22 protein-coding genes are annotated in these 22,221 nt (G+C 45.5%); 6 read left to right on the top strand and 16 right to left on the bottom strand.

The features are described 5' to 3' along the window. Positions 1 to 18 precede the first annotated feature (18 nt). From efp to V9W66_RS16200, 5 genes are all read right to left on the bottom strand, one after another. Positions 19 to 576, bottom strand: coding sequence for an elongation factor P (efp, locus tag V9W66_RS16220; protein ID WP_118368419.1), 558 nt, complete (start codon positions 574 to 576; stop codon positions 19 to 21). A gap of 86 nt (positions 577 to 662) precedes the next feature. After that, on the bottom strand, positions 663 to 1,172 hold the full coding sequence (locus V9W66_RS16215) for a shikimate kinase (protein ID WP_144092784.1): 510 nt from the start codon (positions 1,170 to 1,172) through the stop codon (positions 663 to 665). Next, positions 1,169 to 1,675, bottom strand: a complete 507-nt coding sequence (locus V9W66_RS16210) for a YqeG family HAD IIIA-type phosphatase (RefSeq protein WP_144092782.1) — start codon at positions 1,673 to 1,675, stop codon at positions 1,169 to 1,171. The genes V9W66_RS16215 and V9W66_RS16210 overlap by 4 nt, the downstream gene beginning before the upstream one ends. Before the next feature lie 21 nt (positions 1,676 to 1,696). Then, the gene (locus tag V9W66_RS16205; protein WP_144092780.1) at positions 1,697 to 3,058 is read right to left on the bottom strand and encodes a citrate/2-methylcitrate synthase; all 1,362 of its coding nucleotides are present in this window, start codon (positions 3,056 to 3,058) and stop codon (positions 1,697 to 1,699) included. A gap of 247 nt (positions 3,059 to 3,305) precedes the next feature. Next, a complete protein-coding gene (locus tag V9W66_RS16200) occupies positions 3,306 to 4,523 on the bottom strand; it encodes an aminotransferase class I/II-fold pyridoxal phosphate-dependent enzyme (RefSeq protein ID WP_129974430.1) in 1,218 nt (405 codons plus the stop codon). A gap of 220 nt (positions 4,524 to 4,743) precedes the next feature. Here V9W66_RS16200 and gdhA point away from each other — a divergent pair, with 220 nt between their 5' ends. Beyond that, on the top strand, positions 4,744 to 6,078 hold the full coding sequence (gene gdhA, locus V9W66_RS16195; protein WP_118063057.1) for an NADP-specific glutamate dehydrogenase: 1,335 nt from the start codon (positions 4,744 to 4,746) through the stop codon (positions 6,076 to 6,078). Positions 6,079 to 6,269: 191 nt separating this feature from the next. On the opposite strand, the gene nrdR is transcribed toward gdhA, so the two are convergent. Next, the gene (gene nrdR / locus V9W66_RS16190) at positions 6,270 to 6,719 is read right to left on the bottom strand and encodes a transcriptional regulator NrdR (RefSeq protein ID WP_021976805.1); all 450 of its coding nucleotides are present in this window, start codon (positions 6,717 to 6,719) and stop codon (positions 6,270 to 6,272) included. Positions 6,720 to 6,857: 138 nt separating this feature from the next. Here nrdR and V9W66_RS16185 point away from each other — a divergent pair, with 138 nt between their 5' ends. Both V9W66_RS16185 and sigG read left to right on the top strand, forming a co-directional pair. Next, positions 6,858 to 7,112 carry a YlmC/YmxH family sporulation protein gene (locus V9W66_RS16185; RefSeq protein ID WP_015524424.1) on the top strand — a complete coding sequence of 85 codons (255 nt, stop codon included), beginning with the start codon at positions 6,858 to 6,860 and terminating at the stop codon, positions 7,110 to 7,112. Between the two features lie 266 nt (positions 7,113 to 7,378). Further along, complete coding sequence (gene sigG / locus V9W66_RS16180) at positions 7,379 to 8,158, top strand: RNA polymerase sporulation sigma factor SigG (RefSeq protein WP_015524423.1); 780 nt, start codon at positions 7,379 to 7,381, stop codon at positions 8,156 to 8,158. Between the two features lie 64 nt (positions 8,159 to 8,222). Here sigG and pap read toward each other — a convergent pair whose 3' ends face one another. Beyond that, positions 8,223 to 9,695, bottom strand: a complete 1,473-nt coding sequence (gene pap / locus V9W66_RS16175) for a polyphosphate:AMP phosphotransferase (protein ID WP_144092818.1) — start codon at positions 9,693 to 9,695, stop codon at positions 8,223 to 8,225. Between the two features lie 269 nt (positions 9,696 to 9,964). Here pap and V9W66_RS16170 point away from each other — a divergent pair, with 269 nt between their 5' ends. Beyond that, a complete protein-coding gene (locus V9W66_RS16170) occupies positions 9,965 to 10,333 on the top strand; it encodes a hypothetical protein (RefSeq protein WP_015524421.1) in 369 nt (122 codons plus the stop codon). 20 nt (positions 10,334 to 10,353) lie between these two features. On the opposite strand, the gene V9W66_RS16165 is transcribed toward V9W66_RS16170, so the two are convergent. The 3 genes from V9W66_RS16165 to V9W66_RS16155 form a co-directional block, all read right to left on the bottom strand. Further along, entirely contained in the window at positions 10,354 to 11,535 is a 1,182-nt protein-coding gene (locus tag V9W66_RS16165) for an ATP-binding protein (RefSeq protein WP_144092777.1), read from the bottom strand. A gap of 19 nt (positions 11,536 to 11,554) precedes the next feature. After that, positions 11,555 to 12,298, bottom strand: coding sequence for an ATP-binding protein (locus V9W66_RS16160; protein WP_144092775.1), 744 nt, complete (start codon positions 12,296 to 12,298; stop codon positions 11,555 to 11,557). Positions 12,299 to 12,398: 100 nt separating this feature from the next. Further along, complete coding sequence (locus tag V9W66_RS16155; protein ID WP_021650714.1) at positions 12,399 to 13,088, bottom strand: Crp/Fnr family transcriptional regulator; 690 nt, start codon at positions 13,086 to 13,088, stop codon at positions 12,399 to 12,401. 153 nt (positions 13,089 to 13,241) lie between these two features. On the opposite strand from V9W66_RS16155, the gene V9W66_RS16150 reads away from it, so the two are divergent. Beyond that, positions 13,242 to 15,374, top strand: coding sequence for a glycogen debranching protein (locus V9W66_RS16150; protein WP_144092773.1), 2,133 nt, complete (start codon positions 13,242 to 13,244; stop codon positions 15,372 to 15,374). 61 nt (positions 15,375 to 15,435) lie between these two features. Continuing rightward, on the top strand, positions 15,436 to 16,260 hold the full coding sequence (gene eutJ / locus V9W66_RS16145; protein WP_144092771.1) for an ethanolamine utilization protein EutJ: 825 nt from the start codon (positions 15,436 to 15,438) through the stop codon (positions 16,258 to 16,260). Here the strand turns inward: eutJ and rlmD are convergent. From rlmD to V9W66_RS16115, 6 genes are all read right to left on the bottom strand, one after another. Continuing rightward, entirely contained in the window at positions 16,257 to 17,429 is a 1,173-nt protein-coding gene (gene rlmD / locus V9W66_RS16140) for a 23S rRNA (uracil(1939)-C(5))-methyltransferase RlmD (protein WP_144092769.1), read from the bottom strand. The two genes, eutJ and rlmD, sit on opposite strands and share 4 nt — an antisense overlap. Positions 17,430 to 17,531: 102 nt before the next feature. After that, the gene (locus V9W66_RS16135; protein ID WP_144092767.1) at positions 17,532 to 18,377 is read right to left on the bottom strand and encodes a class II fructose-bisphosphate aldolase; all 846 of its coding nucleotides are present in this window, start codon (positions 18,375 to 18,377) and stop codon (positions 17,532 to 17,534) included. 106 nt (positions 18,378 to 18,483) lie between these two features. Further along, on the bottom strand, positions 18,484 to 19,383 hold the full coding sequence (gene iolE, locus V9W66_RS16130) for a myo-inosose-2 dehydratase (RefSeq protein WP_144092765.1): 900 nt from the start codon (positions 19,381 to 19,383) through the stop codon (positions 18,484 to 18,486). Positions 19,384 to 19,409: 26 nt separating this feature from the next. Further along, positions 19,410 to 20,423, bottom strand: coding sequence for an inositol 2-dehydrogenase (gene iolG / locus V9W66_RS16125; RefSeq protein ID WP_144092763.1), 1,014 nt, complete (start codon positions 20,421 to 20,423; stop codon positions 19,410 to 19,412). Positions 20,424 to 20,562: 139 nt separating this feature from the next. After that, positions 20,563 to 20,823, bottom strand: a complete 261-nt coding sequence (locus V9W66_RS16120) for a hypothetical protein (protein ID WP_144092761.1) — start codon at positions 20,821 to 20,823, stop codon at positions 20,563 to 20,565. Positions 20,824 to 21,175: 352 nt separating this feature from the next. After that, entirely contained in the window at positions 21,176 to 22,219 is a 1,044-nt protein-coding gene (locus tag V9W66_RS16115) for a LacI family DNA-binding transcriptional regulator (protein WP_144092759.1), read from the bottom strand. Positions 22,220 to 22,221: the final 2 nt, after the last annotated feature.

Raw genomic sequence — 22,221 nt, 5'->3', positions numbered from 1 at the left:
CGCGGGTTTTTTGCTGCATTATACACGTGAGAGATACTCACCTGTTCTTGTATCGATCTTCAGTTTGTCGCCCTGATTTACGAACAGAGGAACCTGAACCTGTGCACCTGTCTCAACAGTTGCCGGTTTGGTAGCACCCTGTGCTGTATTTCCTGCGAATCCCGGCTCTGTCTCAATAACCTCAAGTTCTACAAAAAGAGGTGGCTCGATTGCGAATACCTCGCCGTTATGAGAGCAAACCTTAACCATCTCATTATCCTTAACGAATTTCAGAGAATCGCCAACCTGATCCTCTGTAAGACCAACCTGATCATATGTCTCTGTATTCATGAAGTAGTATAAACCACCATCCTGATACAGATACTGCATATCTACACGCTCAATACGTGCTGCAGGGAATTTCTCTGTAGGACGGAAGGATTTCTCTAATACAGAGCCTGTGATAACGTTCTTGTATTTTGTTCTTACAAAGGCTGCGCCTTTTCCTGGTTTTACATGCTGGAATTCAACGATCTGACATACGTTTCCATCAATTTCAAGTGTGATACCATTTTTGAAATCACCTGCTGAAATCATAAATATTTCCTCCTTAATATATGCGGTTCTTTTTCGCTATGGATTATTCTATAATACCTTTTGCCATTTTTCAACTGTTTTTTTGTTTAAGCCTTCAATTTTTCTTCAATTTCTGCGATCAGTTCATCAAAAGACTTCACTCCTGTGACAACTTTAATGTCCGCAAACTTCTCATAAACCGGATCTCTCTGTTTCAGAAGTTTCTTGATCTTCTCTTCTTTATTCTCAGTTCCTTCCAGTGTAGGATTGTTGCTTCCTTCCAGACGTTTGATCAGCGTTGCAGCAGATCCCTTCAGATAGATGATCGTTCCCATACTCTGGAGATATTTCTGGTTCTGCTCCTGAAGAGGCAATCCCGCACTTACAGAGATTACCTTCCGTTCACTGTCTGTGGACAGTTCCTTGACTGCCATAGTCTCCAGCGCACGGTAAAATGCTTCTCCAAAGCGTTCAAATACCTCCTTTACTGACATGTTCATTTTTTTCACGATCAGTCTGTCCACGTCAATAAACGGAAACCCCAGGTCCTTCGCCAGTCTCTTTCCAACTCGTGTCTTTCCTGAACCCATAAAGCCGATGATTACAATATGGTTCATGAATTCTTTCCCTCCTCTTTTTGGTAAAAATGTAATACTATTTTTTCCAGATATCGCTTCAGCACGATCTGGATCTCCTCTTTTGGATGAATCGGTTTCACAAGGATCGTCCGGATCCCTGCTCGCTTTGCTCCATAAATATCCGTAAACAGCTGATCTCCTATAAAGATCGTCCTGTCAAGATCGATTCCGATCACCTGACAGGCTTTTTTATAATTTTTTCCAGCCGGTTTATGGGCATTTTCTATAAAATCCCCCTCTACTGCTTTGGCAAAGGGCTCCACACGAGGTTTCTGATTATTGGATACAAAACAGTATCGAAAACCGAGAGCCCTTAGCTTTTCAAACAGTTTCTTTGCCCGGTCATCTGCCGGTGCCCCGTGGGGAACAATAGTATTATCGATATCGAAGAGAAGCCCTCTGTATCCTTCTTTGTACAGCTTCTCATAATCGATCCCATACGCAGAATCCAGATATTCATCCGGAAAAAAACATCTGAACATCTATTCCACCTCAGTCCTTTCCTATCGCTCGCAAAGAGGAATATACTCTGCTTCCGGAAGGACATTCTTATATGCGGGACGGATGATCTTATCCACATTGATAAGCTCTTCCATACGATGTGCGCTCCAGCCCACGATACGTGCAATAGCAAACATCGGTGTGTAAAGCTCCAGCGGCAGATCCAGCATGCTGTAAACAAATCCGCTGTAAAAATCCACATTGGCACTGACACCCTTATAGATCTTACGCTCCTCTGCGATAACCTTTGGTGCAAGACGCTCTACTGCAGCATACAGCTGATAATCCTTCATTCTGCCCTTTTCTCTTGCAAGCTGTTCCACATAGCCTTTAAAGACTTCTGCACGTGGATCTGAAACAGAATAGATCGCATGTCCCATACCATAGATCAGTCCACGTTTATCAAAGGCCTCTTTATGAAGAAGCTTCTTGAGGTATGCACTGATCTCCTCTTCATCACTGTAGTCATGTACATGTTTACGCATATCGTTAAACATTTTTACGACTTTGATGTTGGCACCGCCGTGTTTCGGGCCTTTCAGAGAGCCCAGTGCTGCCGCGATCGCAGAATACGTATCTGTCCCGGAAGAGGAAACCACATGTGTAGTAAATGTAGAGTTATTACCACCGCCATGCTCCATATGAAGGATCAGAGCAATATCAAGGATCTCCGCCTCAAGTGCCGTATACTTCTTATCCGGCCTTAACAGACGCAGGATATTCTCAGCTGTGGAAAGCTCCTTTTTAGGCTGATGGATATAAAGACTCTTGCCTTTCTCATAGTGGTTATAGGCCTGATATGCATAAACAGATAACAATGGGAAAACGCTGATCAGGTTGATACACTGACGGAGCACATTCTCCAGTTCAATATTATCCGGGTCTTTGTCGTAGGAATAAAGTGTCAGCACGCTTCTTGACAGGGCGTTCATAATATCTCTGGACGGCGCCTTCATAATGACATCCCTTACAAAATTCCGCGGCAGCATACGCTGGTTCGCAAGAATCCCGGAAAATTCATTCAGTTCTTCCTGATCCGGAAGCTTTCCGAAAAGGAGCAGATAGGTTACTTCCTCAAAGCCGAAGCGCCGGTCATTGATAAAACCATTTGTCAGATCCTTAATATCATACCCGCGATAAGAAAGCTTACCTGCGCAGGGAACCTCTTTTCCATCCACGATCTTCGTCGCCTGGACATTGGAAATCTGGGTCAGTCCTGCAAGGACACCCTTTCCATTCAGGTCACGCAAGCCTCGCTTGACATCGTATTTGCCATATAAAGACAGATCCAGTTTGTCATTCTCACGACAGATCTGGGTAAGTTTCTCAATCTCAGGTGTCACTTTCATGTTGAATTTGCTCATCAGTTATTTCCCCTTTCGATTTCTGTTTTATTGCTGTTCGATAACGGTCCCTCCTCATTCCCCTCTCAAGCAATTCTGATCCTATTTGTATATCCCGGCGTAGCTGGCCGGGATATTTCAGATATATTATAACATTTTTTTCGGTTCCGGTCTATGCTGAAAATATAACCGAATACCTGCTTTACAGTTTATCGGTTACGAGCAGGCAGCGAATGCGGATCGCAAATCTCCTCTTGTCTATCTGCAATCAGACCTGCTTATATGTAGCAAAAAACTCTTTCATCTTCTTCATTGCCTTGTCAAGCTGGCGGATATCCGGCAGATAAACAATACGGAAGTGATCCGGCTGATTCCAGTTGAATCCCTTGCCCGGAACAACAAGCACCTGTTTCTCATGAAGAAAATCCAAAGCAAACTGTTCATCATTGAAAATATTGAATTTCTCAGTATCGATCTTCGGGAATATATAAAATGCCGCATGTGGTTTTACAACGGAAATTCCCGGAATATCATTCAGTGCCTTGTAAATAAAGTCTCTCTGCTCATAAACACGTCCGCCCGGCTGCGTATATTCATTGACACTCTGATATCCGCCAAGTGCAGTCTGTACAATGGACTGTGCCGGAACATTTGAACAGAGACGCATGGAAGAGAGCATATTGATTCCCTCTATATAACCCTTTGCCTTACTTTTTGCACCACTTAAGATCATCCATCCGATGCGGAAACCTGCGATCATATGAGACTTGGACAATCCTGAAAATGTTACACAGAACACATCGGGTGCAAGGGATGCAATCGAAGTATGTTTATATCCATCCATAACAAGACGGTCATAGATCTCATCAGAAAAGATGATCAGCTCATTTTCTCTTGCAATGTCTGCGATCTGTTCCAGGATTTCCTTCGGATATACTGCACCTGTAGGGTTATTGGGATTGATGATAACGATCGCCTTGGTCCTTGGTGTGATCTTGCTCTTGATATCCTCAATATCCGGATACCAGTCAGACTGTTCGTCACAGATATAATGAACTACATTTCCGCCTGCCAGTGTTGCAGTAGCTGTCCACAACGGATAATCCGGAGCCGGGATCAGGATCTCATCCCCGTTATCAAGCAGAGCCTGCATACAGAGGTTGATCAGTTCACTGACACCATTTCCCGTATAAATATCATTAATGGTAACTCCCGGGATCCCGCGAAGCTGTGCATACTGCATGATCGCTTTTCTTGCAGAAAAAATGCCCTTGGAATCGGAATATCCCTGGGAAGTACGAACATTACTCAGCATATCCAGGATCACTTCCTGAGGTGCTGAAAACCCAAACGGATACGGATTACCAATATTCAGCTTCAGAATCTCCATTCCATCTTCTTCCATTCTGGCAGCCTCATCCACAACCGGTCCGCGCACATCGTACAGCACGTTGTCAAGCTTTGATGATTTCCCGAATGTTCTCATAAAAACCACTCCTCTTCTAATTTTCACTATTATTCAACCATTTTAATTTCATAGTCAAAAAATATTTATTCTATATCATCTCACATTTAGGCTTTCAACGCAAGAAATAAAAATTTAAAAAAAATAAATTTAGCACTTCCCTTTTTTAGCATGTTAATGTATAATAGCACTCGGATTTAGTTTTCAACGCAATTTAATATGTGATGAGGAGGAAACAACAATGTCTTACACAGAAGAAGTTTATGAAAGAGTTGTAGCACAGAATCCTGGCGAGCCAGAATTCCATCAGGCAGTTAAGGAAGTTCTCGATTCCCTTAAAGTCGTAATTGACAAAAATGAGGAAGAGTATCGTAAACTTTCCATTCTTGAGCGTCTTGTAGAGCCAGAGAGGATCATCTCCTTCAAAGTACCGTGGATCGATGATAACGGAACTGTACAGGTTAACAAGGGATATCGTGTTCAGTTCAACAGCGCCATCGGACCATACAAAGGCGGCTTAAGATTCCATCCTTCTGTAAATCAGGGTATCCTGAAATTCCTTGGTTTTGAGCAGACCTTTAAAAACTCTCTTACAGGCCTTCCGATCGGCGGAGGAAAAGGTGGCTCCAACTTCGATCCTAAGGGTAAATCTGACAGAGAGGTTATGGCATTCTGCCAGAGCTTTATGACAGAGCTTTGCAAATATATCGGCGCAGATACAGATGTTCCGGCTGGTGACATCGGTGTCGGCGGACGTGAGATCGGTTATCTCTTCGGACAGTATAAGAGAATCCGTGGCCTTTATGAGGGTGTCCTTACAGGAAAGGGTCTTTCCTTCGGAGGTTCCCTGATCCGTACAGAGGCTACCGGTTACGGTGTTGTATACATGCTCAACGAGATCGCCAAAGCTCACAATGATTCCGTAGAAGGAAAAACAATCGTTGTAACAGGTTCCGGTAATGTAGCTATTTACGCTGTTGAGAAAGCTACTCAGCTTGGTGCCAAGGTTGTTGCAATGAACGACTCCAACGGATACATCTACGATCCGAACGGAATCAACCTTGACGTCGTAAAGGATATCAAAGAAGTAAAACGTGGACGTATCAAAGAATATGCAGACCGTGTTGAGGGTGCTACCTACACTGAGGGACTTGGCATCTGGAATATCAAATGTGATATCTACCTTCCATGCGCTACTCAGAACGAGCTTGGTCTTGACGGAGCTAAAACACTGGTTGCAAATGGCTGCAAATACGTCGTTGAAGGTGCAAACATGCCTACTACTCTTGATGCAACAACATACCTTCAGGAGAACGGTGTTCTCTTCATGCCTGGTAAAGCCGCAAACGCTGGCGGTGTTGCCACATCTGCACTTGAGATGAGCCAGAACTCCATGAGACTTTCCTGGACAAGAGAAGAGGTTGATGAGAAACTCCACAACATCATGATCGATATCTTCCACAAAGCTGATGACGCTGCTAAACGTTACGGTATGGAAGACAACTATGTTGTAGGTGCAAACATCGCCGGCTTCGAAAAAGTTGTTGACGCTATGAAAGCTCAGGGTATTGTTTAATTAAGTTTCCTGAATCATTAATGTATATTTATAGCAGGGACCGCAGAGGATTTTTCCCAGGCGGTTCCTGTTTTTTTGTATCCACTTTTACGATCTCTGAAAAATCGAACATTCATGTTTCAAAAAAGGCCGGTTGTCTTTTGACAATCGGCCTGAAATCTCCTGCATTTGCGGTCTATTCATTTAATCTCTTAATTGATCAGCTTCTTCAGCTCATCCATAAAGGTACTGACATCTTTAAACTCTCTGTATACAGACGCAAAGCGTACATACGCCACCGCATCCAGATCCTTCAGATGCTCCATAACGATCTCTCCGATCTTGGTACTGCTGATCTCACGGTCTTCTGACCGGAAAATATCTCCTTCTATGGAATCGATCATCTCTTCTACTCTCTCAATGGGAATGGGACGCTTATAGCAGGCACGAAGAACACCATCCTGGATCTTGGAACGTTTATAGCTTTCCCGGTTCTGATCCTTCTTGATCACAGTCAGCGGAATCGTTTCCACCTTCTCATAAGTTGTAAAACGCTTTCCGCAGGCATCACAGAGACGGCGGCGGCGGATGGAATTGGTATCCTCTACAGGTCTGGAATCTACAACTCTTGTATTATCCTGGTTACAGAACGGACATCTCACGGAACTCTCCCCCTTTCCGGATCAGTAAATCATTACTAAATTCGTTTTTATTATAAAATAAATGCACATAATGTGTCAATAATCGGACTTGCATAAATTTTACAGATTTTCCATAAAATCATACCAGGTGATGAATTTATGCGCATCTGTGAGCTGAAACAAAAAGAAGTGATCAATATCCATACCTGCCGCAGTCTTGGCTGCCCTCTTGATGTGGAATTCTGCTGTGAAACCGCACGTCTGAAAGCCCTGATCATGCCGGAACCGGGGAAATTTTGCTGGTGTTTTTCCAAAGAAAATGAATATTCCATTCCATGGGACTGCATCCGCCAGATCGGCGAGGATATCATCCTTGTTGATTTCCGTAATGAAAAACTGCTGTCCGGAGAATAAATGTTACTGTTCACTTCGTTCTCAGTAACACGCTTCGCGATGCACAGAATTTATGCTGATCGCATAAATTCGCGCGGTATGTCTCGGGTTTTCCGTGACCTTTGCTCACAAAAAACACCTCGCGGGATATCGCCAATGAACAGTAACGAATAAATACCTCCTTGTTGTCAAGGCCCTTTATTTTTTATATTTTTCCTGAAAAAGTATATTTCAACCGCCCTCTGAGAATCATCTTAATGTACTGACAAGACAAGGAGGATTCTAAGATGGCACTGAATAAAGTTGAAATCTGCGGAGTAAATACCTCAACCCTTCCCGTTCTCGATCAGGAAGAAAAGGCGGAGCTCTTTAAAAGAATCAAAGCTGGCGATGAAGAAGCCAGGGAATTGTACATCAAAGGCAATCTGCGGCTTGTTTTAAGCGTGATCCGGCGTTTTCAGAACAGCAGTGAAAATCCGGATGACCTTTTTCAGATCGGCTGCATCGGCCTGATCAAAGCGATCGATAATTTCGACACCACTCTTCAGGTAAAATTTTCCACCTATGCAGTTCCCATGATCATCGGAGAGATCCGAAGATATCTCCGTGATAACAACAGCATACGGGTCAGCCGTTCTCTGCGGGATATCGCTTACAAAACCATCTATACCCGGGAAAACTATATGCGGCAGCATCTCAAAGAGCCTACCATTGCAGAAATCGCTGATGAGATCGGTATCGACAAGGAAATGATCGTCTATGCCATGGATGCGATTCAGAGCCCGGTAAGCCTTTTTGAGCCCGTGTATTCCGAAGGCGGAGATACCCTATATGTTATGGATCAGATCAGTGATAAAAAGAACCTGGAAGAAAACTGGGTGGAGGATATTTCTCTTCGAGATGCCATGAACCGGCTTGGAGAGCGTGAACGTCACATTATCGATCTCCGCTTCTACGAGGGAAAAACCCAAATGGAGGTAGCTGATGAGATTGGTATCTCCCAGGCTCAGGTCAGCCGACTGGAAAAACATGCTCTTCGCAGTATGCGAAACTATCTCCGGAATTGATCCATCTCTCTTCAGACAAAAAGCTGCAGCAGAATATCTGTTATCCTGCCGCAGCTTTTATCTCTTATTTCAGCGCTTTTTCAATTTCTTCGATCACGATCCGAAGCGCCTTCAGCCTTGCATATTTCTTATCTACGGATTCCAGAATGTGCCATGGTGCATAAGCAGTACTGGTTTTCTGAAGCATCTCATCTACTGCTGTTTCATACTGATCCCATTTTTCACGGTTTCTCCAGTCCTCATCCGTGATCTTCCACTGTTTTTCCGGATTGCTCTGGCGGTCGTTGAACCTGGCAAGCTGGGTGTCCTTATCAATGTGGACCCAGAATTTCACGATCACAGCGCCCCAGTCAGAAAGCTCCTTCTCAAATTCATTGATCTCATTGTAGGCACGTCTCCAGTCATTCTCGCTGCAGAAGCCCTCCAGACGTTCTACCATCACTCTTCCGTACCACGTCCGGTCAAAGATGGCAATGTGACCATCCTTGGGAAGCCTTGTCCAGAAACGCCACAGATAATGACGGGCTTTTTCATGAGGCTCCGGACTTGCAATAGGATGTACCTCAAATCCACGGGGATCAAGAGCCTCCGTGATCCTCTTGATATTTCCTCCCTTTCCGGCAGCATCCCAGCCTTCATAGGTGATGATCACAGGCACTCTTTTTCGGTAAAGACGGTTATGCAGGCTTCCAAGCTTTGCCTGCAGTTCCTTAAGCTCTGCCTTGTACTCTTCATCCCCCACTTCTTTTCCATCCAGAGGAATCTCGCTTAATCTGGGCATCTCCACCAGAGGAAAAACATTCTGCAGAATCGGCACGGCATGTTTGCTGTTTTCCATGGCAACCTCTATATTGCTGATCATGGTTTCCAGTACCTGCAGCTCTGCCCACTTCCGGTCACCGGCATCGACAATATACCATGGAGCCGCAGATGTATTGGTATCCTGCATATACTGGTCAAAAATCTTTCTGCACTTCTTATAATGATCATTCTGCCAGAGATCATATTCATTGACTCTCCATCTGGTATCCTTGCTTTCCAGAAGGATGCCCATACGTTTTTCCTGTTCTTTCCGGTCGATCTGCATAAAAAATTTCAGGAGTACATATCCATTATCCGTCAGCTGACGTTCAAATCTCCGAATACTGTCAATCCGTTTTGAATAATTGTCACCCTTCAGCTTTTTATCCATACGTTCACGACAGGTCTGATCCATCCATCCTGAATCCAGGAATGTAAACTTGCCCGCTTCCGGGATTTCCCTGAAATATCGGTAAAGAAATGGTTTCCGAAGGTCTTCCTCTGTAGGTGCTGACATAGTCGCAACTTTGAAGAAACGAGGATCGATATTCTTGATCACCTTACTTATGGTACTTCCTTTTCCGGAAGCTCCCCAGCCTTCAAACAGTACGATCACCGGAATCTTATGCTCTTTCAGAGCCATCTGCAATTCATATAATCTGGTTCTTGCAGCGCTTAAACGCACTTTGATATCCTCTTTTTCCCGAATCTGTTCCTGGTTCCAGTTTTTCAACATCTGCATCGTCCTTCCTTGAATTTTTTGAATATTCATATTATACCACAGAAGATCTTATTTTACGATAATTTTTACATATTTTTAACCTTTAATCCTCACAAAAACAAACACATTGCACAACCAAATTCATTCATAAGCTTCGAAAATCTTTTTAACCTCTTGACATTTTTGTCACCGCTTCATACAATAGACGCTGATTGTTATTTTTTAACTTCATAAAAAAGCAGTGCCTGAAAACTGTTGAAATAATAAAGATCAAGGAGCCGATCATGAAACTCACAGAAAAACTTCTGCAGAAAATGGAACAGAAAAAAGAACTCTATGGCGATGGCATCATCATGCCGGACGGAGATTACCGTCTGATCCAGGATGGACACTTAAAAACTCTCATGTCCCTTCTTCCATATACAGAAAACGAAATCTGGAAAATGATCCCCGATGATGATTCCGCACTTTTCTGGCTGGTAGAAAAAACAAGCTGCGTACTGACCGATGTCAATTCCACGATCGGAATGAAGATGACCCCCGCACAGCAGAAAACCTACGAAGCACTTTCCAGTCGCGGGATCATCTCTGATGAATATTATGATCTTACCAAACAGCGGGAAAAAGTAAAAGCTGCCCGGGCTAACGCCTGAGCAGCTTTTATTTATATCTGTCAGTCCTCATACCCTTCCAGAAAAGAATGTTTCACTCCATCTTTTTTGTATGCAATAACTGTATGAAGATTAACATTTTCCACACTTCGGAAAATATTACTTTCTACATGTGGATTTACCTTCTTAAGTTCTGCGATCAGATTCTTGATCTCCATTCTCTTGGAAACACTGGTACCATCTGTACGGCAGGTAGTACAGGTATCGGTAAATTTACATGCACACTGGATAAAATGAAGGTCATTATAATCTCTCCAGTGTTTGATATCTGCCTCCCGGATCAGATACATCGGGCGGATCAGCTGCATCCCTTCGAAGTTTGTACTGTGAAGCTTCGGCATCATAGTCTGTACCTGCGCTCCGTAAAGCATTCCCATCAGGATCGTCTCGATCACATCATCATAGTGATGTCCAAGAGCGATCTTGTTGCAGCCAAGCTCCTTTGCCTTGCTGTAAAGATAGCCCCTTCTCATACGGGCACAGAGATAGCATGGGGATTTTTCTATATTATAAACCGCATCGAAGATCTCAGTCTCAAACACTGTGATCGGAATCCCGAGAAGCCTGGCATTGTGCTCGATCACCGCACGGTTTGCCTCATTATATCCCGGATCCATCACAAGAAACACCAGTTCAAAGGGAAACTTGTTATGACGCTTCAGTTCCTGGAACAGTTTGGCCATCAGCATGGAATCCTTACCACCGGAAATACAGACTGCTATCTTATCTCCCGGCTTCACCAGCTCATAATCGTTGATTCCCCTGGCAAATCTGGAAAACAGCTGCTTATGGAACTTTTTGCGGATACTCAGCTCGATATCCTTCCGCCGCTGTTCCATTGCATCATTTTCCTCTTCTTCACTGTCCTCTTTACCGGATTCTTTCTGCATCTGCTGAAAAAGCCATCCTGTATATCCACCTTTCAGGCTCAGTGCGGGAATTCCTTTTTCCCGGAGCATCTCTGCACCCTCCTGGCTGAAAAGCCCTCTTGTACAGTAAAGGACCGGTATCTTATCCCCCCTCAGTTCTTCTGCCCGCTTTTCCAGTTCCTGTTCCGGAACAGAAATCGCTCCCGGGATCATTCCATATTCCACAGTTACTTTATCACGGGTATCTACCAGGAGATATTTTTCCCGTTCCTTCTCTATTTCATCAAAAGAAATCTCCAATGTTTCTTCACTCATGCTGTTTTTATTCCTTTCCTTACAGCTCCTCCCTGATCGTGCCGTCACAGGCAATGGTCACTACCTGCCATGGAATCATCTTTCCGCTGCGCTCCATGGCGCGGATCACTGCATTTTCGATACCTCCGCAGCAGGGAACTTCCATACGGACAATACGGATACTCCGGATGGAATTATTCCGTATGATCTCTGTAAGCTTATCCGCGTAATCTCCCTCATCCAGTTTGGGGCAACCGATCAGCGTCACATGATCTTTCATGAATTTCTCGTGAAAATCTGCATAAGCGTAGGCCGTGCAGTCCGCTGCGATCAGAAGCTGTGCCTTTTCAAAATATGGTGCATTGACAGGAACCAGTTTGATCTGTACCGGCCACTGGGCAAGACGGCTTATCTGTTCTCCTATATTCCGGAGAACTTCTTTCTTCTCTGCCTGCACCGGCGGTTCCTGTTTCTTTTTCAGGCTTCTTGCCATACTTCCGGGACACACGTGTGGCATCCCTTCTGGCATCGAAACCTCTGTTTTCTTAAGCTTCATTCTTTTTTCCACTGCCTCCGCATCATAATCTGCGGCTTCCCGCTCTATAATACGGATCGCATCGGCAGGGCAGGCCGGAAGACAGTCTCCCAGTCCGTCACAGTAATCATCCCGGATCAGTTTCGCCTTGCCATCTATCATGGCAATAGCCCCTTCGTGGCAGGCAGCTGCACAGGCACCGCAGCCGTTGCATTTCTCTTCCTCAATGTGTACGATCTTTCTTATCATGATATCATCTCTCCCTGATTTTTATATTTCTGCAAATGTTTTTTTGTTTTCACTGACATCATACAAAAATCCCGGAGATTCTTCGGTAACATATGTTACCTTACAGATATAATTCCATTTTTTCCTGATCTTTCACAAGGATCTGACGCCTGTCAAGTTCCAGGATTCCTTCTTCCTGCATCTTTCCCAGTTCTCTGGAAAGAGACGGCCTGGTAATGTTTAAATAATCCGCCATCTCTTCTCTGGAAAGATTCATGTGGATCTGTCCTTCACTGTCCTGGCATTCTACAAGGAAACGGACGATCCGCTCCCGGAGACTGCCACTTCCAAGGATCCGAAGCTTCCGGTTCATATTGTAAGCCTTCCCGGCAAAAACCTCAAGAAGATTTTCCCGAAGTTTCCGGCTTAAACTATTTTCTTCCCTGTCTGTAAAGATCCGGCTGCTCATGATCAGAACGGAAACCTGCGTCAGCGCTTCCACATACATGTCATAGGAAGCTTTCTCCATAAAGGCATAAACCTCCCCGAACAGAGCCCCTGGATCTTCCAGTTGCGCCAGAAGGATCCTTTTTCCGGAAAACGTCTCTTTTGCGATGATCACACTTCCGTTAAGAAGCATATAAACCGAATCCGGCCGGTCTGTTTCCTGAAAGATCCGCTCCCCTCTGGAATAAGTCCGCACCGTTCCTTCCTGCTCCATGAGGTTTAGGAGTTCTTTTTCTTCCAGGTTTCTGCAGAGCCGGCTTTGTCTTAAAATGGCCATCCATTCTTCTCTTCTTTTTTCTTCCACTTTTTCACCTCATCTCTGTACAGGTTTTTATCACATTTCTGCAATCTCTGTCAACTCCCGTGAACTTCATAGGTTCCCAGCCTGTACTTTTTTCTGAAAATCAGTTATAATATTTTTTGTTTGTAAAAAATTCTACCAAGGAGGATACCGGAAATGAAAACACAGAATCAGACTATGCTCTCTGAGAATACACTGACATCCCGGCCCACAGATATTATTGCGGGATTTCCTGTACGTCCCGGGTTTTTTGAATTAAATGGCGCTACTCCTCTTTCCAACGGAGTCAACTTTACCGCACATACCCGCCACGGTACATCCTGCGAGCTTCTTCTTTTCCACTCCGGAGAAGAGGAACCCTTCGCAGTCCTTCCTTTTCCCAATGCCTGTCGTATCGGTGATGTCTACTCCATGATCGTCATGGGACTGGATATCGAAGATCTGGAGTACGGCTACCGCATTGACGGTCCTTACGAACCGGAAAAGGGTCACATCTTCGATAAGACAAAGGTTCTTCTTGATCCTTATGCCAAAGCCGTTGCCGGTCAGCGTGAATGGGGCCAGCAAAAGATCGGAAGCTATCATGCCCGTGTGGTACGTGATTCCTTTGACTGGGAAGACATGCCGCAGTCCACCTGTAAGATCAGTGACCTGATCATCTATGAGCTTCACGTCCGCGGCTTTACACAGGATTCTTCTTCCGGTGTTATGCACCCGGGAACCTTTGCCGGTCTTCGTGAAAAGATCCCTTATCTCAAGGAACTGGGAATCAACGCCGTAGAGCTGATGCCGATCTTCGAGTTCGACGAAAATATGAATGCCCGTACTGTAAATGGCAAACGGCTTCTGGAATACTGGGGATACAATTCTGTCAACTTCTTTTCTCCAAACACCAGTTATGCTTCCAAGGCAGAACATAACTGCGAGGGAACGGAGCTGAAAGAACTGATCCGTGAACTTCACGAAAATGGCATCGAAGTAATTCTTGATGTTGTATTCAATCATACTGCCGAAGGAAACGAGCTGGGAAAAACCTTCTGCTTTAAGGGCTTTGACAATAAGGTTTATTATATGCTGACTCCAGAGGGAAATTACTACAATTTCAGCGGATGTGGAAATACTCTGAACTGTAATCATCCCATTGTACGTCAGATGATCCTTGAATGCTTACGTTACTGGACCATCAACTACCGTGTGGACGGCTTCCGCTTCGATCTTGCCAGCATTCTCGGACGCCATGAGGACGGTTCTCCACTTAACAATCCGCCTCTTCTGGAGCTTCTGGCTTACGATCCGGTCCTTAGAAATGTCAAACTGATCGCAGAAGCCTGGGATGCCGGCGGGCTGTATCAGGTTGGTTCTTTCCCTGCCAGCCGCAGATGGGCTGAATGGAATGGCCGTTACCGTGACTGTCTCCGTTCCTTCCTGAAGGGAGATTTCTGGAATGCCTGGGACGCTGCGTGGAGTATTTCCGGTTCCGGCGATCTGTACGGTGGCTTTTATTCTGATCATAATGACAATTATGCAGGATACAATTCCTGTGTCAATTTCCTTACCTGCCACGATGGCTTCACCATGTATGATCTTTATTCCTACAATGAAAAACACAACGAAGCAAACGGCTGGAATAACACCGACGGTTCCAACGATAACCGCAGCTGGAACTGCGGAGAAGAGGGCGATTCCACCAACCCTGAAGTGCTCTCCCTCCGCTTCCGCATGATACGAAATGCCTGTGCTGTACTGATGTCCAGCCGCGGAACCCCGATGTTCCTTGCAGGTGACGAATTCGGAAACACAAAACACGGAAATAACAATACCTACTGTCAGGACAACGAAACCTCATGGATCAACTGGAAACTTCTGGAGAAAAATCACGATCTTTTTGAATTTTTCAAATTTATGATCCGGTTCCGTAAGGACCACCCTGTTATCTCCCGGAAGCTTCCCAATGCAGTATGCGGTATGGAAAATATCCACACTCATAACATTGACGCAAGGGATGTGACCATTCCAAGAGATGCCCACACCTTCGCTGTAAGCTTTGCAGGCTATGATAAGAGCAAAGGCACTGATGACCTGATCTACATTGTGATCAACGCATACTGGGAGGACGTAACGGTCACACTTCCGGAGCTTGCCCGTCCCGGTGCATGGTATCTCTGTGTCAACACGTTCGGTGACGGAAATAGCCGTTATTTCTACGAAAAAGGCCAGGAGCCACGCATTGAACACGATTTCTGCATGCGGCCCAGATCCGTTGCCATCTTTACCGGCCGCAATTATTAAAATTTATATCAGGGGGGCAAAATTCTTTTTGTCCCTGTCTGAAAGAAATGGAGTATTTTGAATGGAATTAAAAAACAGAACTTTGTGCAATTTTGCAGAACTTGTAGAAACAGGTGAATGTAAAAAATTCCGCGGTCGTCTGAAGACAGGCATCGACCTTGGTACTGCCAATACCGTTCTTGCCGTTGTCGACCGGAATAACCGTCCTATAGCCGGAATTTCCGCACCATCCCATGCGATCCAGGATGGAGTGATCGTCAATTACTATGAATCTGTCCAGCTTGTGACAAAGCTTAAAAATGAGCTGGAGGAAAGGCTTGGCACAGAACTTACTTACGGTGCTGCTGCCATCCCTCCGGGAGTTTCTGAAGGCAGTGTCAAAAGCATCGGCTATGTTCTGGAGGGTGCCGGTTTCGAGGTTACAAATATCGTGGACGAGCCTACTGCCGCAGCTGCTGTCCTTAAGATCACAGACGGTGCTGTTGTGGATGTGGGTGGCGGCACAACCGGTATCAGCATCCTGAAAGACGGAAAAGTTATCTACACCGATGATGAGGCTACTGGCGGCAGCCATATGACCATGACAGTCGCCGGTCACTATAAGATCCCTTATGAGGAAGCCGAAGTATTGAAAACTACTCCGGAAAAAGAAAACGAAATTTTCCCTGTGATCAAGGCCACTGTAGAAAAAATGGCTGTGATCACCGAGAAATTTCTAAAGGGATATCAGGTTCCGGCTGTTTATGTAGTTGGCGGTTCTTCCATGTTTAAGGAATTTACTACCGTTTTTGAAAAGAGACTGAAGCTTCCGGTATACCGTCCGGTCCATCCGCTTCTTGTTACGCCCCTTGGCATCGCATATCACTGTGAGCTGCCAAAAATCTAAGCTCTTCCCGGTCTGGTCCTACGATTCTCCAGAAGGCAAACAACCTCCACTGAATCGGTGAGCGGGAACATATCAACCGGCTGCATCTTCTTTACCAAGTAATCTCTCTTAGTAAGGCAGGCAAGATCTCTTGCCAGAGTTTCCGGGTTGCAGGATACATAAACAATTTTTTCCGGTGAAAGAGTCAAAAGGGAGTGAAGGAATTTACGGTCACTTCCGGAACGTGGCGGATCCATGAGAACAACCTCCACCTTCTCTCCCTCTGCTGCCATTCCTTCCATAAACCATCCTGCATCTCCCGGAACAAAACGAACATTACGGATCTTGTTTTCCCTGGCATTCATTCTGGCATCACGGATAGCATCACGGTTCAGTTCTACACCAATGACATCCCTGGCATTCCCGGAAGCGATGATCCCGATAGTACCTGTGCCGCAGTAAGCATCGATCACCCTCTCTTTTCCTGTCATTGCCGCAAACTCCATAGCCTTTCCGTAAAGTACTTCTGTCTGCACAGGATTTACCTGATAAAAAGAAGATGGAGAAATACGGAAGGTCAGTCCCATAAGTCGATCTTTGATGAATCCCGGTCCGTAAAGTACGATATTGCGATCTCCAAGTACCATGCTTGTCTGTCTGTCATTGACATTGAGAACCACCGTAGTGATCTCCGGATGCTCTTTACGGAGAGCTTTTACAAAGTTATTCTTAGATGGAAGTATTGGAGAAACCGTAACTAATACCACCATGATCTCTCCTGTGGAAAAGCCTCTCCGCACAAGCACATGGCGGAGAAGTCCATATCCCGTATCCTCATCATAGGTCTTGATCTTAAAGGATTTCAGCATACCACGTATGGTACGGATGATCTCCTGACTTTTTTTATCTTCGATCATACAGTCATCTACGGAAACGATCCTATGACTCTTCTCCTCATAAATCCCGGAAATTACGTTTCCCTTCCGGTCACGGCCAAAAGCTGCATGAACTTTGTTTCTGTAATAATAGGGATCTTCCATTCCAATGATCGGCTCTACTTTTCCGAATTTTTTCAGAAGGCCTTCTGTAATTCTCTGTTTCCTGCGAAGCTGCTCCTGGTAGGATACACCCTGATAACGGCAACCGCCGCATTTCTTCGCAACTGAACAGACAGTCTCTTTCTGTTCCATTTTTATCTCTCCTCTATTATGGGCACAAAAAAGATGTTCCCAGTTATTTTCACTGAGAACATCTTATCAGACCTTTTCTTTTTTTACAAGAAAATCCTTGGCCTACTCCTGATATGGCTCATTAAATACAAGAATATGTCTCTTCACATTCTCGTAAGTACCCTGGACCATAGCCTCATTGAGGTCAAAGAAATTATGCTTGTCTGTTGATTCCATATATTTCTCCACATGAGCTGTCAGGCTGTTAAAGCTTGCTGTGGCAATATTCACCTTACGGATGCCAAGAGAGATCGCCTTCTGGAAATCTTTATCAGTGATGCCACTGCCACCATGAAGAACCAGCGGAATATCCACTTTCTCATGGATCTTCTCCAATACATCAAAAGCAAGCGTCGGCGCTACCGGATAATTACCATGGGCATTACCGATGGCAACTGCAAGCGCATCAATACCTGTCTCTCTTGCGTAAACGACCGCATCATCCGGATCTGTGCAGCGGATACCGTGGTCACAGCTTCCATCCTCACTTCCGCCCACAAGTCCAAGCTCAGCCTCAACTGTAGCGCCGTATTTACGTGCTTTCTCCACAACGGCCTTTACTCCGGCGATGTTTTCCTCAAAAGGAAGCGTAGAAGCATCCAGCATAACGGATGTAAATCCAAGCTCCAGAGCCTTGTCAACCGTCTCAAAAGTAAGACCGTGATCCAGATGGACAGCCACATCCACCTTGGCTTCTTTTGCAGCCTGTACCATCATCGGCCCCATCAGATGAAGCGGGGAATTCTTGAGACGAACCTCCGCGATCTGAAGGATGATCGGTGTGTTCAATTCTTCTGCGGCGCGGATCGCACCTTTCACCATCTCCATATTACCAACGCTGAAAGCACCACAGCCAATATTCTTCTCCTCGGCACGTTTCAGCAGATCTTTCATTTTCACAAGTGCCATGATTGATCCTCCTGTCCTGTTAATCGTACACTGTTTACAGAAAAAGCGGTGTCCACGCACTTCTGGCCGATACCGCTTTTTCCGTCTGATTTATATTATTTATTATTTAGAGTCCTGTCTTCTCGGCGATGAATTTTCTTGCACGGATCGCATACTCAAGCGGATTAGCCTTAGCCGGATCCTGCTCAGCCTCTACAACCATGTATCCTTCATAGCCAGCCTCTTCCAGAACTTTGAAGATCGGATCATAATTGATACATCCATCTCCAGGAATTGTGAACGCACCGGCTCTTACGCCTGCAAGAAAGCTCATGTTCTCTTTCTTAACCTGCTCAACAACTTCCGGACGGATGTCTTTCAGATGAACATGTTTGATTCTGTGAACATACTTCTTAACAACCTCAAGCGGATCCTCTCCACAGTATGTAAAGTGACCGGTATCAAAAAGAAGGCTTACATACTCGGGATCTGTATTCTCCATCATACGGTCAACCTCAGCAAGGCTCTGTACAACAGTACCCATATGGTGATGGAAGGTAAGGGCAATACCATACTCCTCTTTTGCGATCTTACCAAGTTTGTTCATGCCTGTGCAAAAAGTATCCCACTCCTGGTCATTCATCACATATTTATGGCCGAAGATCGGAGTATCCAGCTGACCCTGAACACTGTAGCTCTGCTCAGAAGCACCGATAACCTTGGCTCCCATAGCTTTCAGGAATGTAAGCTGTGCACGGAACTCTTTCTCAACTTCCTCAAATGGTTTGGTGATGAGGAAGCTTGAGAACCACTGGTTACAGATTTCAACACCGCGGAGTTCAAGGGCTTTCTTAAGAACTTCCGGATCTTTCGGATATTTGTTACCAACCTCGGAGCCTGTGAAACCGGCAAGAGCCATCTCACTGACGCACTGCTCAAAAGTATTCTCTTTGCCAAGATCTGGCATATCATCATTTGTCCATGCAATTGGTGCAATACCAAGCTTTACTTTATTCTTATCAAACATTGGTCAATTCTCCTTTTTTATTTGAATTATTCCATAATCTCAGAAATCTTAACCGGTCTGTGCTCCTCACTGGATTTCTTAGCTGCAAGACCCATTAATACCGGCTTCAGACCATCATAAACATTAAGAGGTGTCTCTTTGTCATTAACGATCGCATCAATAAATGCTGCAACCTCTTTACCATAAGCGTCCATGTATCTCTCAAGGAAGAAGAACATCGGCTTCTCACCTGTAACACCCTCAGCATTGCTGATCACTGTGGAAGACTGGCTGTCATTGGAAATAGCAGCCATACCATCCGAACCGAAAACCTCGGCTCTCTGATCATAGCCATAAGAAGCTCTTCTGCAGTTATCAATAACAGCAATAGCGCCATTCTCCATCTGAAGAGTGATAACAGCTGTATCAACATCCCCAGCCTCACCAATAGCCGGATCAACCAGATTTGCGCTCTGAACATAAACCTCTGTAGCATCGCAGCCTGCAAGATAACGAACCATATCGAAATCATGAATTGTCATATCCAGGAACATGCCACCGGAAACCTTAACATAATCAATGCTAGGCGGCTCAGGATCGCGGGAAGTGATCTTGATGATCTCCGGTTTACCAACCTTACCAGCTGCAACAGCCTGCTGAAGAGACTCAAAGTTATGGTCGAATCTTCTGTTAAAACCAACCTGATATTTCAGATTTGTGCCCTTAAGAGCATCGATAACCTCTTTGATCTTGGCAATGTCATGATCAATCGGTTTCTCACAGAAAACATGCTTGCCAGCCTTGATAGCCTCTACAGAAATCGGAGAATGAGTATCTGTAGAAGAACAGATCAGAACTGCGGAAATCTCAGGGTCGTTGATGATCTCCCTATAATCCTTAGTCGTGTGCTCAACACCCATGCTCTTAGCCCATGCAGCAGTCTCATCATTTAAGAAAGGATCTGCAACCGTCTTGATCACCGCATCCGGTACCCTTGTTGTGATACTGGTAATATGAACTCTACCAATTCTACCTGCTCCGATAATACCAACTTTAATCATAGTTTTGATCTCCTTTTGATTTATTTTCCCAATGTAATCTCTTTGCGTGTCCGAACACGCTCTTTATGCTTAATATAATATCATCGCAACACACAAATCGCAACCCCTAATATTGTACAATATTACCATCTTTTTTCTATTAAAAATGACGAGAACTATTTTTAGCCACAATATGTAATATCTTTAGGTCAACTTCACCGAAAATATCTCCAACACATTCCCATACAATCACCCTAATCATTCCACACCCCACCACCCTTCCAGCATCCAGCGCAACGCCGATGCCCCCCCCTTCCAGCACAGCATCACAGCTTACATCCCTTCCAGCATCCAGCACAGCATCACAGCTCACATCCCTCCAAGCATCCAGCGCAGCGCCGATGCCCACGCCGATGCCCACAACTCTCCCGGCAAACAGGCGCAAACTCAGCCCTTGCAGTCGTCCAGCGCAGCGCTGACGACCCACAACCTATCGTCAAACGACATTTTTTCTCGCTGGAAGCACCAGCCGCGGAAGGGGATGCTGTCTGGCTCTGCTTCTGCAGGAGGGGAGCTGATTCTTGGACGGCGGAAATCTGCGTTGTTTTTCAAAAGTCCGCTGTCTGAGCGGCAGCAGGCTGCGAGTTCGGACTTTTGAAAAACGCTTTTAGCAGATTTCCGGCGTCCTAGAAGCCAGCCCCCGACGAAGCCGCAGACCAGACAGCATCCCCTTCCGCGGCGTCCCTCCGCACAAAAAAGGAGACACCCCCACTTCAGTGTCTCCCCTCCGGAATCGTATACTCATTCCTTATATATATTTCCGTAAAAATCTTCGCCCTCTCCGGCGCTTCCCCATTAAACAGCAGCCGGAACAAAATCATCACCGGCTCATACCCCTGTATCCTGGCATCCTGCCCGATCAGGAAATGAATAAACCCTTCCCTCATCAGCTCATAATTCCGCCCCATAAAATCATTGGCAACCATCTTCACCTGACCAGCTTTCCCCGCTCCGGCGATTGCCTCACACACCCCCTCCTCACCATGAGAAGTAAGATATATTCCGTCAAGATCCGGAACCTCCTTAAATATCCCTTCCGTAATCTCCCTGGCCCTGCCATTCTCCTCAAAGCAATACTCCGGCCCAATGATCTCAATCCCAGGATACTTCCGCGCAATTTCCTCACAGAATCCAACCACCCTGCTGCTCAGAGAAGTATTGGTACTATAGCCGGAAATCACAGCAACCTTTCCTTTTCCACCGGTCAGCTCCCCCATAAGCCCCGCAGCCGCACGGCCACACTGCACACCGTTCTGCCCTACAAAGCAAAGCCGTTTCGTATCCTCCACATCCGAAGTAAACGTCACCACCGGGATCCGAAATTCCTCCACAAACCGGTCAATTTCCCTTTTCACACGTTCCTCATCCAAAGGAACCATGGCAATACCACGAACCTCTTCCATCCGCATCTTCTCCATGGCGAGAATAACATCCTCCGCATTCTGATGCTCGATCTTATGGACCAGGACTGTACCACCAAGATTATCCACCTCAGCGCACGCCTCCTGGATTCCCTTCAGAACTTCTTTCATAAAAGGTGTTTCCGCACCCTGCAGGATCACGCCGATCTTAATATTATTTCTGCTCATGGATAGAGCACGGCCCAGTTGATTCGGCTTATACCCCATCTCATCAGCGATGGCACGGATCCTCTCAGCAACCTCCGGACGGATCCTGCCCCTGTTATTTAACGCTCTGTCAACAGTACCTCTGGAAACACCGGCAGCTTCCGCGATCTGCCTTATAGTAACTCCCATAC

It is taken from the genome of Blautia massiliensis (ex Durand et al. 2017), from assembly GCF_051861785.1.
Classification (GTDB): Bacteria; Bacillota; Clostridia; order Lachnospirales; family Lachnospiraceae; genus Blautia_A; species Blautia_A luti_A.
This window is presented reverse-complemented; position numbering and strand designations above follow the sequence as displayed.